General features: G+C 36.9%; 14 protein-coding genes and 2 pseudogenes. 8 read left to right on the forward strand and 8 right to left on the reverse strand.

All coding sequences use genetic code 11. From position 1 onward, the window contains the following. The first annotated feature begins 59 nt into the window (after nucleotides 1–59). From P4S65_RS13555 to P4S65_RS13580, 6 genes are all read left to right on the forward strand, one after another. A complete protein-coding gene (locus tag P4S65_RS13555; protein ID WP_337120369.1) occupies nucleotides 60–1,364 on the forward strand; it encodes an ABC transporter substrate-binding protein in 1,305 nt (434 codons plus the stop codon). A 146-nt stretch (nucleotides 1,365–1,510) separates the two neighbouring features. Continuing rightward, nucleotides 1,511–2,383 carry a carbohydrate ABC transporter permease gene (locus P4S65_RS13560; protein WP_002960879.1) on the forward strand — a complete coding sequence of 291 codons (873 nt, stop codon included), beginning with the start codon at nucleotides 1,511–1,513 and terminating at the stop codon, nucleotides 2,381–2,383. Nucleotides 2,384–2,385: 2 nt separating this feature from the next. Continuing rightward, nucleotides 2,386–3,216, forward strand: coding sequence for a carbohydrate ABC transporter permease (locus tag P4S65_RS13565; protein ID WP_039487848.1), 831 nt, complete (start codon nucleotides 2,386–2,388; stop codon nucleotides 3,214–3,216). Between the two features lie 10 nt (nucleotides 3,217–3,226). Beyond that, nucleotides 3,227–4,228, forward strand: a complete 1,002-nt coding sequence (locus P4S65_RS13570; RefSeq protein WP_337120370.1) for an ABC transporter ATP-binding protein — start codon at nucleotides 3,227–3,229, stop codon at nucleotides 4,226–4,228. Nucleotides 4,229–4,476: 248 nt separating this feature from the next. Then, nucleotides 4,477–5,436 (forward strand): sugar-binding transcriptional regulator, encoded by a 960-nt coding sequence (locus tag P4S65_RS13575; RefSeq protein ID WP_002960874.1) that lies wholly within the window; start codon nucleotides 4,477–4,479, stop codon nucleotides 5,434–5,436. A gap of 475 nt (nucleotides 5,437–5,911) precedes the next feature. Beyond that, nucleotides 5,912–6,394, forward strand: a complete 483-nt coding sequence (locus tag P4S65_RS13580; protein ID WP_337120371.1) for a hypothetical protein — start codon at nucleotides 5,912–5,914, stop codon at nucleotides 6,392–6,394. 329 nt (nucleotides 6,395–6,723) lie between these two features. Here the strand turns inward: P4S65_RS13580 and P4S65_RS13585 are convergent, their stop codons facing one another. Beyond that, nucleotides 6,724–7,554: an alpha/beta fold hydrolase gene (locus tag P4S65_RS13585; protein WP_337120372.1), complete on the reverse strand. Its 831-nt coding sequence runs from the start codon at nucleotides 7,552–7,554 to the stop codon at nucleotides 6,724–6,726. 452 nt (nucleotides 7,555–8,006) lie between these two features. Further along, nucleotides 8,007–8,303, reverse strand: coding sequence for a response regulator (locus P4S65_RS13590; protein ID WP_337120373.1), 297 nt, complete (start codon nucleotides 8,301–8,303; stop codon nucleotides 8,007–8,009). An 84-nt stretch (nucleotides 8,304–8,387) separates the two neighbouring features. Here P4S65_RS13590 and P4S65_RS13595 point away from each other — a divergent pair, with 84 nt between their 5' ends. After that, a complete protein-coding gene (locus P4S65_RS13595; RefSeq protein WP_337120374.1) occupies nucleotides 8,388–8,555 on the forward strand; it encodes a hypothetical protein in 168 nt (55 codons plus the stop codon). A gap of 236 nt (nucleotides 8,556–8,791) precedes the next feature. Here the strand turns inward: P4S65_RS13595 and P4S65_RS13600 are convergent. From P4S65_RS13600 to P4S65_RS13610, 3 genes and pseudogenes are all read right to left on the reverse strand, one after another. Then, nucleotides 8,792–9,362: pseudogene (locus P4S65_RS13600) on the reverse strand (tRNA-(ms[2]io[6]A)-hydroxylase). A gap of 48 nt (nucleotides 9,363–9,410) precedes the next feature. Beyond that, the gene (locus P4S65_RS13605) at nucleotides 9,411–10,043 is read right to left on the reverse strand and encodes a sulfotransferase (protein WP_033029593.1); all 633 of its coding nucleotides are present in this window, start codon (nucleotides 10,041–10,043) and stop codon (nucleotides 9,411–9,413) included. Between the two features lie 14 nt (nucleotides 10,044–10,057). Then, nucleotides 10,058–10,429 carry an MAPEG family protein gene (locus tag P4S65_RS13610; RefSeq protein WP_149605286.1) on the reverse strand — a complete coding sequence of 124 codons (372 nt, stop codon included), beginning with the start codon at nucleotides 10,427–10,429 and terminating at the stop codon, nucleotides 10,058–10,060. 152 nt (nucleotides 10,430–10,581) lie between these two features. On the opposite strand from P4S65_RS13610, the gene P4S65_RS13615 reads away from it, so the two are divergent. Continuing rightward, a complete protein-coding gene (locus P4S65_RS13615) occupies nucleotides 10,582–11,928 on the forward strand; it encodes a DUF2254 domain-containing protein (RefSeq protein WP_306725203.1) in 1,347 nt (448 codons plus the stop codon). A 134-nt stretch (nucleotides 11,929–12,062) separates the two neighbouring features. Here the strand turns inward: P4S65_RS13615 and P4S65_RS13620 are convergent, their stop codons facing one another. The 3 genes and pseudogenes from P4S65_RS13620 to ggt form a co-directional block, all read right to left on the reverse strand. Continuing rightward, nucleotides 12,063–12,788, reverse strand: a complete 726-nt coding sequence (locus P4S65_RS13620) for an SIMPL domain-containing protein (protein ID WP_337120375.1) — start codon at nucleotides 12,786–12,788, stop codon at nucleotides 12,063–12,065. A 154-nt stretch (nucleotides 12,789–12,942) separates the two neighbouring features. Further along, entirely contained in the window at nucleotides 12,943–14,637 is a 1,695-nt protein-coding gene (locus P4S65_RS13625; protein ID WP_007377162.1) for an NAD-dependent malic enzyme, read from the reverse strand. Between the two features lie 141 nt (nucleotides 14,638–14,778). Then, a pseudogene (ggt, locus tag P4S65_RS13630) lies at nucleotides 14,779–16,552 on the reverse strand (gamma-glutamyltransferase). Nucleotides 16,553–16,603: the final 51 nt, after the last annotated feature.

Raw genomic sequence — 16,603 nt, forward strand, 5'->3', positions numbered from 1 at the left:
GGCAATAGATTAAAATTTAATAGCACTTGTTAAAACATAACGTGTATGGGGAATACCCGATGAAAAATAAATTAATTATGCTCGCGTGTGGCTTTATAAGCATGGGCGCTGCGGCAAAAGAAACAATTACAATAGCGACTGTTAACAATGGTGACATGATCACCATGAAAGAATTAAGCAGTGACTTTACCAGCCAAAACCCTGATATAGATCTAAAATGGGTTACTCTAGAGGAAAACATTCTTCGCCAACGTGTCACAACCGATGTTGCAACAAAAGGCGGCCAATACGATGTTATGACCATAGGTACTTATGAAGTACCAATTTGGGGCAAGCAAAATTGGCTAAAAGAGCTGGATAATTTAGGTGAAAACTACGATTTAGACGATTTAATTCCGGCAATTCGAAGCGGTTTAACGATTAATGACAAACTTTATGCTGCGCCATTTTATGGCGAAAGCTCAATGGTTATGTACCGCACTGACTTAATGGAAAAAGCAGGGCTGACAATGCCTAAAGCCCCAACATGGGACTTTATACGCAAAGCTGCTAAAGCGATGACCGATAAAAAAGAAGGTGTTTATGGCCTTTGTCTACGTGGTAAAGCAGGTTGGGGCGAAAACGTTGCGCTTATTACATCCATGGCAAATTCGTTTGGTGCTCGTTGGTTTGATGAAAATTGGAAGCCACAGTTTAATACCCCAGAGTGGGAAAATACCCTTCAGTATTATGTAGATGTGATGACAGAATCTGGTCCTGCTGGTTCATCTGCAAACGGTTTTAATGAAAACCTTGCATTATTTCAAACCGGAAAATGTGGTATTTGGATTGATGCAACCGTTGCAGGTGCATTTGTTACCAACAAAAAAGACTCAGAAGTTGCCGATAAAGTAGGGTTTGCACTTGCACCAGATAACGGCCTAGGTAAACGCGGTAACTGGTTATGGTCTTGGACTTTAGCCGTACCGGCAAGCAGCAAAAAACCAAATGCCGCAATGAAATTTATTAGCTGGGCAACATCTAAAGAATACACTCAACTTGTAGCCGACAAAAAAGGTTGGGCAAAAGTACCGCCAGGTACACGTAAATCACTTTACAGTAATCAAAAGTACATGGACGCAGCACCGTTTGCGCAAATTACCTTAGATTCTATTCAATCTGCAGATCCTAAAAATCCAACCGTTAAACCGGTGCCTTATGTAGGTATTCAGTTTGTTGCTATTCCTGAGTTTCAAGGAATTGGTACAGCTGTTGGGCAACAATTTTCAGCAGCATTAACTGGCCAAATGACCGTTAAGCAAGCGCTTAGTACGTCTCAGCACCTCGTTGAGCGAACAATGCGTAAAGCTCGCTATCCTAAATAGCATGTAATGGGCGGGTAAGTACTCAAACTTACCCAATATTTTATGTCAATTCTATTTACTTGTTAGTTATAAACACTATCAAGGGTTTCTGATTTTCACTTGATAGTTAACAAGTAAATAGAATTGGCTTTTTTAAGGTCACCTTTATGGCAACAACTAACTCGCGCACGCTTGCTCGGTTTATGCTTCTTCCTAGTGTAATTTTATTACTTGCTTGGATGATAGTTCCGCTGTGTATGACACTGTATTTTTCATTTATTGATTACAACTTACTCGTTCCTGGGGATAAAGAGTTTGTAGGCTTTTTAAACTATGAATTTTTCTTAACTGATCCGGCTTTTTTTGAATCATTTTTTAACACGCTTTACTTAGTAACTGGGGTTTTACTTATCACTATTTGTGGTGGTATTGGCTTAGCTATTTTACTAGACCAAGCCATATGGGGACGAAATTACGTTCGCATTATGGTATTAGCCCCATTTTTTGTAATGCCAACTGTGTCGGCATTGGTATGGAAAAACATGCTAATGAACCCAGTTAATGGCTTATTTGCACATTTCGCGATTTGGCTTGGCTTTGAACCTATCGACTTTTTTGCTCAAATGCCGTTATTTTCAATCATCATAATTGTGTCTTGGCAGTGGTTACCGTTTGCAGCATTAATACTGCTAACAGCAATACAATCATTAGACCGCGAGCAATTAGAAGCGGCTGATTTAGATGGCGCTGGGCCATTTAGTAAGTTTTTTTACATCGTTTTACCGCACTTATCGCGGGCTGTAACGGCTGTTATTTTAATCGAAACTATATTTTTACTGTCAATCTTTGCTGAAATATTAGTTACAACTAGTGGCGGCCCTGGTTATTCGTCGACCAATATTACGTACTTAATTTACACGCAATCACTGCTTCAATTTGATGTAGGCGGCGGTTCGGCAGGGGGCATAGTTGCAGTTATTATTGCAAATATAGTCGCTATATTTTTAATGCGCTTAATTGGCAAAAACTTGGAGGGTTAATTATGACTATAAAAAATAGCCGTCGTTCCAAACTAATTTATACCATTGCTGCATGGACAATAAGCGGCATGATTTTCTTTCCAATTTTATGGACGTTAATCACCAGCTTTAAAACGGAAGCAGAAGCAATTTCAGCAAGCCCAAGCTTATATGCGTTTGATTGGACGCTCGAAAATTACCGCGATGTACTGTCACGTTCGCCATACTTTAACCATTTTTGGAACTCTGTGGTTATATCGTTAGGTTCAAGTTTGCTGGGTTTATTAATTGCTGTACCTGCTGCTTGGTCTATGGCTTTTGTACAAACTAAAAAAACAAAGCATTTATTAATGTGGATGCTTTCAACCAAAATGTTACCGCCAGTAGGGGTACTTATTCCGATTTATTTATTGTTTCGTGACTTTGCGCTACTCGATACAAAATTAGGTTTAGTAATTGTAATGACACTCATTAACTTACCAATAATGGTATGGATGCTGTACACCTACTTTAGAGAAATACCAAACGAAATACTTGAAGCTTCACGTATGGATGGCGCAACAATTGGTGAAGAAATATTCCATGTTTTATTACCAATAGCCTTACCAGGTATAGCCTCAACATTATTGTTAAATGTTATTTTGTCATGGAACGAAGCATTTTGGACACTTATTTTAACCGCTGCGAATGCTGCACCTTTAACGGCATTTATTGCCAGTTACTCAAGCCCTGAGGGGTTATTTTACGCTAAGTTATCGGCAGCATCTGCCATGGCCATTGTGCCAATTTTAATACTTGGTTGGTTTAGTCAAAAACAATTAGTGCGTGGATTAAGTTTCGGCGCAGTAAAATAGGAGAATACACATGGGCAGCATCACACTAAAACAAGTCACTAAAAACTTTGATGAAGTTAACGTAATTAAACCACTCGACTTAGAAATTAAAGACGGTGAGTTTATCGTATTTGTTGGGCCATCAGGCTGTGGTAAATCAACATTACTTCGTATGATCGCAGGGCTTGAAGATACCACCAGTGGTAATATAGAAATTGATGGCATTGACGCTACAAAAACACCGCCTGCAAAACGAGGCTTAGCAATGGTGTTTCAATCCTACGCGTTATATCCGCATATGACCGTGCGTAACAATATTGCTTTTCCTTTAAAAAGAGCCAAAGTTAGCCCAGCAGAAATCGAAAGTAAAATTGCTAACGCCGCTAAAATTCTTAATTTGACCGATTATTTAGACCGAAAGCCTGGACAATTATCGGGCGGTCAGCGCCAGCGTGTAGCGATAGGGCGCGCAATTGTACGTCAGCCTTCGGCATTTTTATTTGACGAACCGCTTTCAAATCTTGATGCTTCATTACGTGTAAATATGCGGCTTGAAATATCAGAGTTACACAAAAGCCTTTCAACAACAATGATTTATGTTACACACGATCAGGTCGAAGCCATGACAATGGCAGATAGAATCGCGGTATTTAATGCCGGTATTATTGAACAGGTAGGCACACCTTTAGAGCTTTATAAAAACCCAGTAAACAAATTTGTAGCTGGTTTTATTGGCTCTCCAAAAATGAATTTTATAGATGCTCCACAAAATGAAGATGCGAATGTTAGTTGTATTGGTATACGACCAGAGCATATAACACTCTCTACTGAGCAAGGAACGTGGGCTGGTACTGTCGGTGTAATTGAGCATTTAGGATCGGAGAGCTTTTTACATATAAATATTGAAGGCAAAGGGACCGTAACAGTAAAAGCAGATGGTGATTGTCCGTTAAAATATGGCGACAGTATTTACCTAAGCGCACCGGCTGATAAAGTATTAAAGTTTGATAATAACGGTTTAACAATTCGCTAGAGCCAATCTTTAATTACCTTAAATAGCACCTTTATAAGGGTGCTATTAACTAAATTCTAATTACATAATCCTATGAAACCTAGGTATTTTTTATTAAGGAATGGTATATTTACAACTATAAATAACAAAAACGTTATTAATAAATAGATACTCCAAAATTAATAAAATAATTTATATAGCAGCACATATAATTGAAATTATGTAATGAAAATAAGGACTTAGTTTTCCTTCTATTTTAAGAGGTTTACGTGGTAAAGCTATCAAATACAGAAATTAGAAAGCTAGATGATGCAGCCAGAGCAGGGTGGTTATATTATGTTGGCGGTAACACACAAGATGAAATTGCTAAAAAGCTAAATATATCTCGCCAATCTGCACAAAGAATGGTCGCATTATCTGTGAGCCAAGGATTAATTAAAGTTAGACTTGACCACCCGATTGCCAAATGTATGGATTTGGCCGAAAAATTAAAAAGCCGTTTTGGGTTAGATTCGTGTGAAGTTGTACCGAGTGATCCGTCTGAACCTTCATCTACACTAGGTTTGGCTCAAGCTGGCGCGGCTGAAATAGAACGTCATTTAAAATCAGAACAACCCAAAGTACTTGCTATGGGAACAGGTCGAGTTTTACGTTCATGTGTAGATGAGCTAAGAACTGTTGATTGTCCGCAACATAAAATTGTAGCAATGCTAGGTAATATGGCTTTGGATGGATCGGCTTCACCTTATGATGTTGTAGTAAGAATGGCCGAACACACCAATGCAAAACATTATCCAATGCCATTGCCAGTTTTACCAAGAAGCATTGAAGAAAAAGAACAGTTACACGCACAACAAAATATTACCGGTAATTTAAAACTCGCTAAAGATGCCGATGTAACATTTGTGGGTATTGGTAGCTTAGGTGAAAAGTCGCCATTACATATAGATGGTTTTATTGATGCACAAGAACTTAAAGAGCTACAAGATCTTGGTGCTGTTGGTGAAATGATTAGTTGGGTGTTTGATAAAAACGGTAAGCTTTTAGATTGCACAGTTAATCAGCGTGTAGCAAGTACGCCATTAAAAACAAATGCTAACAAACAGATTTATGCGATAGCTGCTGGTGAAGAAAAAGTGTTAGCCATTTTGGGCGCAGTAAGGTCAAACATGATCAGTGGATTAATTACTAACGAATATACAGCTGAGCGTTTATTAAGTATTGATTAAACAAATTGATAAATAAAGTATCTGTATTAGTAATACCTGTTATTGTAATAAAATCACTTAATGTCCGATACCGTCTAGTATTGGACATAGAAAGGGCGCATTTAAGCGCTCTTTCTCTATGCATATTAACTACCTATAATTTATATTATGTTAAATAGCATAAATAAATACATAACTAAGTTACTCACCTTCATTAATTAACGTATAAACGCGATATTTTGACTATTTAATAAGCATTAACCTACTTATCTTAATAGTTAGTGCCTTACCCATTTACGGTATTAGCTATGAATAGTGCTAATCCTTAAAGCTCATTTCTTATATAAATCATTCTACAACCCAGAAATAAAGACCTCACTCTTTAGTCTTGTTACTTAAACTATCTTAGAATTTATGAAGTTATAATCTTTTTAATAATTTAAATTAGAGCTGATTCGCAGTACTATATTGGCTAATGAGTAGAGATGGAAAATATATGCATATAATAGACTTAGAAAAAAAGCCACTTTTTGCAATGGTAAAAATAGTAATGACAAAATTTTATATAAATTTTTTTGCTAATTTCATATCTATTTTAGCATTATTATTTTGCTTATATGGCTCAATACAAATACTTTCTGGAAACGGGAAAAAAGCTATAATTTTATCGAGCTTTGGAGGCTTTTTGGGTGGTATGTTTACATTTATTGCTGTTGTAATATCTCTAAAAGAATTTTTAATAAATAAGAGAAAGAATGGTTCCCACAAATTCTTAGAGCTCATTAATGAGATGTTTAGTGTAATTCTTCCTGAAGTAAATAAAAGCTCATACACATTAGGATCTTTTATTAAGCGCCCTCCACATTTAAGTACCCCAGCAGAAAAAAGTAAAACGAGGCAAGAAATTGAATTAATAGAAAATAATTTAACTAAAATAAAATTCCAAATTCTTAGTAAGTATGGTGAGATTTTTTTCTAAATAAAGATTTAGGGGTTATAATTTTTGACGAAATAAAAAACATTGAAAATGAGTTAGATGAAATTATAAATTCCACATACTCTATAAGCAAATATGTAACTTCAAAAAATAATAGTTTAAATCTTGATGATGAAAATCTTTTTATAAAATCTTGTCTATCAAATGATGGGCATATAGTATTCACAGAATCACAATTCAACATAACAAAAAGCATTGGGAAATTAATGAAAATGAATCAGATATAGAAAAGACATTTTCTGCCCTTCTATATCTCAGCTGTTTAACATGCTGTTGTGAGTCTATCTTAGCTATATATGAGTTGTATAATTTTAGATACGTAAAATTTTATCATTCATAAATTCACTAATAAGATCTGACACTTTATCTGGATGTTCATCAATAACCCAATGAGCGGCTTTATCTATCCAAACCAATGACGAATTTGGAATTGCTTCTTCTAACATTGGTGCATACTTTGGCTTTTGAAACTTGTCTTCTTTACCCCATATTATGAGTGTTTCATGAGGTAAGCTTTTAAGATCGCCTGTAATAGCTTCGGTATATTCTTTATTGAGCCTACGCATGTTACTAAATAAAGCGGCTTTTCCTTTTTCATTACTCCATGGTGCTAAGTATATTTTCATCAACTCTTCAGTCATCACGCTTGAGTCGTAAACGCCTTTGGGCATGAAATCTCTTAATGTATCAACAAATTCATCTACAGTTGTTTTTTCTTCTACACCTGGTTCTAGCAAAGGTTCAAATTCTGGTATTGGCCAAGAATCAAAACACACGCTATCAATTAAAACCAACCCGTTTACTTTTTCCGGATGATTTACAGCCATTAATTGAGCAACACCACCACCAATATCATGTGCAGCAATATTAACTTTAGAAATACCGAGTTCTTCTATAAACTTACATATTATTCTACATTGCGCATTTATAGATACATCAGTGTTAATTGGCATATCAGATTCACCAAAGTTAAGTAAATCAGGTGCTATTACCCGATATTTTGATGCAAGTTTTGGCATCACATTTCGCCATAAAAATTTATTTGTCGGAATACCGTGTATCAATAATAAAGGTGTTCCTTGTCCCATTTCTTGATAAGCAATTTGATGACCTTCTACTGTAACGTACTGTGTTTTGCTCATGCTTGTGCCTCGTTAATTTAAAAAATTATAATGTTTATTAAACTATAAAATTGGAATATAGCCTTATAAAGCAAATTCCATCCCAAGATGAGCATTTATTAGTTATTAATAAATTATAATAATTTAAAGTCAAACCCTTGCGATACCTGGGCTTTAGGCTAAATAAGTTTATTTGTTTTTTATTATTATAGAGTTTGATAATTGTGATTGTTAAACCACTTTAAGAAGTGTGAAACGTTTGCTCTTATATTTGCAACAATTACAAAAGCGAAGTTGCTAATACTTTAAAGGAATAATTTGAAGTAATTATTCTTATTAAAGGATTTTTACAAGTTTAAATAAATTAAAGGTTTAATATACACAAAAGCGCTAAATAATATTAGCGCTTTGAAAATTACAATTTAAGTTTTTAGTAAGCTATAAATAAAAACAGTGAACCGCCCTGCTGTTTTTTATAAATCAGACCAATAAGGATTTAATATTTTCAATAAGCACATTTTTTTAACTGGTTTTAATAATTGGCCATCAAAACCTAAATTGATATATTTATTATCACTAAAAGTATGTGCAATAATTTTTGTTGTGGTTTTATCAATGTGCTTTCTTATTTTTAGCATCGCATCTGTGCCCGTAAATTCAGGCATAATTATATCCATTAAAATAATGTCATAATTATTTTGTGAAACCATAATAAGTGCTTCTGCCGCACTTGAAGCAAAATCAACGTTAAAACATTCATCTTCAAGCATTTTTTTATAACAATCTCAATTAAAAGATCGTCATCTACCAACAATACATTGATAAGTTTATTTTGGCTTTGTGTTATGGAGGAAATGTTATTCGGCATCGCTTTATTAGCTGGCTTTGGTTTTACAAACTCTTTAACATTACTTTCTGATGACATTGATAATTTACTCCTAGTATTTTTTGAGTTTGTAACTTATATAAAATTAATTACTTACTATGTAGGTATATATCGGCAGCTTGAAGAATTTACTTAATAATATATAACCACTGTTCTTTATATAAAGCAATTATTGGCCCAAGTAATTTATGTTTAAAATTAGTAACTTATTTACTGCTCAATAAGATTTTTAATTGTGATTAGCAAATTGCGATGCAAAATTAATTTTATTAAGCTGTTATCCGTGAGGTTCAGAAAGGCGGGTGTTTTTACTGTATAGGAAGTAAAACACAGACTTGATTATCTATGTTTTACAGTTTAACTAAAATAGTTTTAATGCAGTGCTGCCGTGAACGGGATGCTTTCACAGATTTTTGCTTCAGCTATAAGCAATTCTTCTAAACGTATATCCACTTCCTCTTTTTCGAAGTACTCGTAAGCAAGTTCAACAAAAAGATTTTTATGCTTTTCTTCTGATTTAGCGATAGCAACATAAAAGTCTTTTTCTTTACCCTCAGGAAGTGCTTGTGCAACTAAAGAAAAACGCTCGTGCCCTCTTGCTTCAATTACACCGCCAACCAGTAATCGGTCCATTAAAAAACCATCACGACCATGTCTAAACAGTGCACGAATTTGTTTTATATACGGATCTTTTTTGTCATCGCCTAAGTTTACATCACGCTCTAAAAGTAATTTAAGTACTTGTTTAAAATGTATTAATTCTTCTAGCGCTAAGTCGGTCATAGCTTTTACTAATTTACGTTTGTCTGGGTAATGCGAAAGCATAGACATAGCCATACCCGATGCTTTTTTCTGCAGCGGCGTGATCTTGTAAAAAAGTATTAAAGTCAGCAAGGACAACTTCGGTCCATTCAAATGGGGTGTGATATTTTAATTCAAACATGTTCTGTACAACTTAAATAATAATGCGGGGGATTTTAACGTATTTGATTTAAAAAATCTTGTAAGGCAGTAATTTATCTATGCGCCCTTTAGCCGTAGATTCAACTTTTAACGGGTGTTTAATATCGTTCCATGCGGTGACTTTGCCGCCCATATTCATTTTTTCAAAATCAGTTTTATCACTTTTTAATGCTAAAAAGTTGCATAACTTTTTGTAGCTTTCTGGTTTTGCTATATCAATGGATAAAAAATCGTTGTCGCGGTTATTAAAGTACGTTTGAGCGTCATTAAAATGTGTTTTATAGCAGTGAGTTAAGTAACTATCGTCGCTAATATTATTAAGCGAAAGCTCACTAAATGTGTTTAAATAACAGCGTTTTATATGAATATTAAAGCCCCCGTCGCCGCGCGTTAAATTAGTGTGCATACGCGTTAAAAGCTGCTTTATTGATGCAAGCCATGCACTCAATTCGCGCTCTAAATAAATAAACTTAGAGTTTGGATAATGAATATCAAGCGCTTTAAAATCGTTAAATATGGGAGTGTCGGCAATTGCGCTGGCATTTTCAAAACAGGCATTAGTATACGCGGTATGCGCCGTTGTAATACCAAGCTCTAAAAATGCGTGGCACACACTGGTTGTGCCGGTACGCGGTAAACCTATTATAAATATTTTGCTCATTAACTTTTCTTTAATTAGCCACGTGTTACTAGCAATACAAAGGCGCTAACAATAATCACTAAAAATGTCGCAATAGTACCAATTTGGCGATATTTCAGGTTTTTTTCTACTATGCCTATATTTTGAAACACACGCCCTATTAATAACGCACCACCTAATATATGACAGTAATGGCTAGCAAGCCCTTGGTATTCTGCCAAAAAAAGTAAAATTAAAGCAATTGGCACGTACTCCATAAAGTTAGCATGGGCACGCACAGCACGTTGCAGCGTTGCGTTACCATTATCACCAAGTGATATCTGCTCCGCGCGGCGCACTTTTATTACGTTAAAGCTCAAATAAATGTAAAACAATGCAAGTAATGCAGCATAAGTTGAAATGATCATGGCGTTTTCCTGTTATTTTATCGCATAAGCATGCGCTTTATTATTGTGGGCGAGATAATAACATATAAATTTGAGCAGCATTATCAGAAGTTTAATAAATGCCTATGCTAAGCTAAGCGTATTAAGTAAGTAGAAAATTACATAAGGATTTTATGTTTGTACCTCGCAAAGTAGCCGACAGTTACCGTGAAATGATTAACAGTATTGGTTTTTACCCTTCTATGCTTTCAGTGGGCTTTTTAGTATTTGCCATTATAACTATGTCGGTTGAATATTTAGCCCCTATTGAGCAGCTAAAATCGTTTATATCGGTTGTACTTGTTGATAGCGCCGAAAACGCGCGTACTATTTTAAGCACTTTAGCAGGCAGTATTATTTCGCTTACCGTGTTTAGTTTTTCGATGGTAATGGTGGTTTTAAATTCGGCCAGTGCGAGTTTATCGCCTCGCGTAGTGCCAGGGCTTATTACGCGTAAATCACACCAAATGGTTTTGGGTTTTTATTTAGGCAGCATAATTTACTCAATTATTATGCTTATAAATATTAATAAGCTTGATGGTGGCAGTACGGCAATTCCTTCAATTGGTGTGTTGTTCGCACTTATTTTTGGCTTGATTTCATTAGGTTTATTTGTATTTTTTATACATTCAATCTCTCGTGCTATTCAGGTTGATAATGTGTTAAATGGCTTATTTAGCCAAACTAAAAACGAAATTAAAACAATAATACAAAGGCAATCAGATAACCCCGTTGAAGACTTTCCAGACTTTAGCAAGTGGCACTCTGTTGTCAGTAAAACAGAGGGATATTATAAAGGCGTACATACCGATAAGCTGTGTGCCATTTTGGCAGAGCAAGATATAAAGGTGTATATCTCTGTAAACCAAGGTTATTTTACAGTTAAAGGTTACCCGTTTTTAAAATGTAATAAGGATATAGCAAACGATGAAGAGCTGATAAATAAAATTCTCGACTGCTTTATTTTTTATATAGAAGAATACATTAGCGATCATTATCGTTATGGGTTGACGCAAATATCAGAAATTGCGGTTAAAGCAATGAGCCCAGGCATAAACGATCCAGGTACTGCGGTTAAATCAATTGATATGCTGAGCATTTTACTTATTCAAAGGCTTTCAATTAACGATATTAACTACTCGTTTAAGCACAGTGACAATGCCCCATTGCTGTACCTTCATGAAACAAGCTTTGACGAATTATTGCATGACAACTTTACGCCGCTTCGTAATTACGCAAAAGGCGATGCATACGTAATGACAAACGTGCTTGAGGCGTTTAAAAACATTTTGTTTATTGCACACAAAGACACTGATGCACGAAACAGCTTGTTTAATTATTTAAATGCGATTGTTGATGACATCAATGAACATGTCACAAATGAATACGACAGGAGAGAAATAACTAATATGCTCAATGCAATTGCCCGCATTAGCGAAGAGCAAGGTGAGAAGTTGGTGGCACGTTTTGAGCACCACTAGGGCGTGTTGAATTATTTGGATTGAAATTTGTTCAATCTAGGGGCGATTAAATCGCGGCGCGAGGTTTGTAACCTAGTGGGCTAAGTAAAAACCGAGCAACATAGAGTTAATCGTCCCTAGGAAGAACCTATATTTTAATCTATGTAGTACACAGCATAGCTTGAGGCTGTTACTTTAATCTCTCCAGCATGGTAGGCATCAGGTACATAATTACTTGGTGCGCTATCAGCCATCATTACTTTTTCTGCACGCATATAAGGCTGTGATCGCACATTGAGTGGACTTAGTGATGCGCTATACAAACCTTTTAAATCAACGCCATAATCTTCACTAAACTCTTTTGCTGCATCGCGTGCATCTTTTATTGCTAATTTTTGCGCTTTTTTATGTAGTTCGTTGTAGTTACTTGCTAAAAATTGCGTTTGGTTAATTTCGTTAATTCCGTTGTTAACTAAGCTTTGTAGTAACTCTGGGTATTTATTTATATCGTTGAGTTTTACTGTTAATGTGCGAGAAACTTTGAAGCCTTTAAAGTCTTGATTACCGGTTGTGCGGTTATATTGACTATCACGGTTTATTGAAATTTGCCCAGCATTTATATCACCTTCTCTAACCCCTACTTCTTTTACGAGCTTAATTGCTTTAGCGATGGTTAAATCGGTTTTATTTTTAGCTGTAATTAAGTCCTTATCAACTTCGGTAATACCTACACTAAGCTGTACGTAATCCGGCATTGTGGTAAGAGTGGCTTCGCCCTTTACGTAAATATGAGGGGCATCGGGAGTAGCTGCAGCAAGTGCATCAAAGCTAAGTACATTTAAAGCCAGCGCGCTACCTAAAACAAGGGTAAGAGTTTTCATTAAGTCGATCCTTTAATTTTGTTAAACCCAGTAAACACCGTACGCGGTTAATTAAATATGAACAAGCACAAAAAAACAGGCATTTGCCTGTTTTTTGTTAAGCATTGTAACTGTGCCTACAACGTTATTTATTTTTAATTATGTATAAACCTAATTAAACACTACAACGCTTATAGTTACGGTATTTTGGTAACCAGTAATTTTTGTCTATTGCGGCCCATAAAGCATCATCAGTGATCTCAAGTGCAACACCTTCTTCAATCGCTTTTTTAGCAATAGCAAATGCAATACGTTTACTTAGCGTTTCAATTTCAGTAAGCGCAGGTAACAAACTACCTTTACCTGTATTGGCACGCGGCGACGACTCTGCAAGCATTTCACTAGACACACTTAACATTGCATCCGTAATACGCGTTGCTTTAGCGGCAATAACCCCTAAGCCAATACCTGGAAATATATAACTGTTGTTACATTGTGGAATTGGGAACGTTTCGCCATTGTACTCAACGGGTGCAAATGGGCTACCGGTTGCAACAAGCGCTTTACCATCAGTCCATTTAATTACATCTTCTGGGTATGCTTCTACCTGCTTAGATGGGTTACTTAATGGGAAAATAATAGGTTGCTCACAACCTGCGTGCATTGCACGAATTACCTGCTCGGTAAATAAACCTGGTTGGCCTGAAACACCAATTAAAATATCAGGTTCTGCACAGTGCATCACATCAAGAAGTGATGCGTATTCACCGCTGTAAGTCCAATCACTTAACGAGCCTTTAGGTTGTGCAAGTGCTTGTTGGAAGTCGCGTAAGCCTTCCATACCTTCACTAAGCAAGCCAAAACGGTCAACCATAAATACTTGGCTACGCGCTTGTGCTTCTGTAATGCCTTCAAAAACCATTTGGCTAATAATTTGCTCAGCAATACCACAACCAGCAGAACCAGCACCCACAAATACCACTTTTTGCTGGCTCAGTGTTGAATTTTTAACGCGACACGCAGCAAGTAAAGAACCAACCGTTACAGCCGCCGTACCTTGAATATCATCATTAAAGCTACAAATTTCATTGCGGTAGCGCTTAAGTAATGGCATTGCATTTGGCTGTGCAAAATCCTCAAACTGCAGCAATACATTTGGCCAGCGACGTTTAACCGCTTTAATGAATAAATCTAAAAACTCATCGTATTCGTCTTGAGCAATACGCTTATGGCGTGCGCCCATGTACATAGGATCGTTCAAAAGCTTTTCGTTATTAGTACCTACATCAAGCATTACAGGTAATGTGTATGCTGGGCTTATACCACCACACGCTGTGTAAAGTGACAATTTACCAATTGGGATACCCATGCCACCAATACCCTGATCGCCTAGGCCTAAAATACGTTCGCCATCGGTAACAACAATAACTTTTACTTTGCCTTTGGTAGCGTTGCGTAAAATGTCATCAATTTGAAAACGGTCTTCGTACGAAATAAATAAGCCACGTGCACTGCGATAAATGTCTGAAAACTTTTCACAAGCGTCGCCAACTGTAGGCGTGTAAATAATAGGCATCATCTCTTCAAGATGGTCACGCACTAAACGGTAGTACAGTGTTTCGTTGTTATCTTGGATTGCACGCAGGTAAATGTGCTTATTCAAATTTTCGGTAAAGCTAGAATACTGCTGATAACAACGCTCCACTTGCTCTTCAATTGTTTCAAAGCGTGGAGGAAGTAAACCAGCAAGATTGAAATTTTCGCGTTCTTTTTTACTAAAGGCACTGCCTTTGTTTAATAGCGGCGTTTCAATTAGGCCAGGGCCAGAATGATGAATATATAAGTAGTTAGGATCAGTATTTGTTGTCATATTTCCAAGCTTTAACGGAGTCTTAAGTTATGATCTGTCATTATCATTGTTAGAAGTTTAATTGCAATGACAATTCAGTTGGTCAGACCATTGAGAAAAACACTTGCAAGCCGCACTGCCTGCAAGTGTATTATACATAAATTAAAATTTGATAGTGACGTGATTATCAGTTAAATCAGATAATGCAACACCTTCACGGCGCGGATCGGCGCCGCCATACAATTTGTTATTTTTAATTTCAACGGCATGTAAGCCTGAGTTCAAATCGAGAACACGTACATTGTGTCCGCGTTTAGCAAGCAAAGGTGCAATAGCTTCAAGCGTTGTGCCTTTTTCAAGGCTGGTGTAATCGTTACGATTTGTTGTACGTGGTAAGTTTATAGCGTCTTGCGCTGATAAATTCCAATCAATAACGCCAACAACCACTTGCGCAACATAATCAATAATGCGACTACCACCAGGAGAACCCACAACTAAACGTAAGCTGCCATCTTTGTTAAATACCATTACGGGTGACATAGAGCTACGCGGGCGTTTACCAGCCTCTACACGGTTTGCTACAAGCTTGCCGTTTTTACGTGGCGAAAGCGAAAAGTCAGTTAGTTGGTTATTTAAAATAAAACCATTAACCATAACCGTAGAGCCAAACGCCATTTCAATTGAACTGGTCATCGAAACGGCATTCCCTTTACTATCTACAACAGATACGTGTGAGGTAGAAGGTAATTCGTACGAGTCATCCATAGCATAACTTAAGTACCCTACAGGATTACCAGCTATGGCTTTTTGATCTGTTTCTGTAATTAATTTAGCGCGCGAGGCAATGTAATCTTTGTTTAGTAGCTCTTTTGTAGGTACTTGGGTGAAATCGGGATCCCCCATGTACATATCGCGATCGGCAAATGCTATGCGCGAAGCTTGGCTAAAGTAATGAATCGCCTTTTCGCCGTTTGGCTTAAGTGCGCTCATATCTTTATGTTCAAGTAAGCCTAGCATTTGCAGTACCGCAACACCGCCACTGCTTGGTGGAGCCATTGAACACACATTATAGGCACGGTATTGTATACATACCGCATCGCGTTCTTTGCTTTTGTAATCTGCTAAGTCTTGTACGCTTAATTTGCCTGGGGCAATTTTAGAGCGCTGTACAGCATTAACCATTTGTTTAGCGTTTTCGCCTTTGTAAAATGCATCAATGCCTTGCTTTGCAATGTCTTTGTATAAATCTGCAAGCGGTTGATTCTTTTTAATTGTGCCCGCTTCAATCAGTTTACCATTTGGGTAAAAGTATTCGTTGATTATCGGCATGCTCATTACACCGGGGTTTAACTGGCGGGCTAATAAGCCATGTAAACGCGGCGAAACTACAAAGCCTTGCTCAGCAAGTTCAATAGCGGGTTTAAAAAGTTCTTCCCATGGCAATATACCGTATTGTATATGCGCACTTGCAAAGGCATGCAAAATACCAGGCACGCCTACTGAGCGCCCGCCTACAACGGCTTCAATCCATTTAACGGCTTTACCGTGTTTATCTAAAAACAGCGTTTCATCTGCATTTGCAGGTGCGGTTTCGCGGCCATCAAAACTAGTCAATTTATTGTTAGCTTTGTTGTAATACATCATAAATGTACCACCGCCAATACCAGAGGATTGCGGTTCAACTAAAGTAAGCACTAGTTGAGTTGCTATTGCAGCGTCAACGGCACTTGCCGCCTTGGGCTAAAATTTGTTGACCGGCTCTTGAAGCATACGGATTTGCCGCTGCAACCATGTACTTGTCACCTACCACAACTTGCTTGTGACTAAGGCCCGTTGCTGCTTCTGGTTCGCGAGTTTCTATCGGTTGCTGTGCAAAAGAAGGCAATGTTATTGCGCACAGTCCAATAGCAAATAATGAGTTAAGTTTAAAATGCATAAAAAGTCTAAAAACACTTAATAACGATAAGGTAATTGGCATCTTAAAGTT

The organism is Pseudoalteromonas sp. B131b (genome assembly GCF_037162545.1).
GTDB classification, from domain to species: Bacteria; Pseudomonadota; Gammaproteobacteria; order Enterobacterales; family Alteromonadaceae; genus Pseudoalteromonas; species Pseudoalteromonas fuliginea.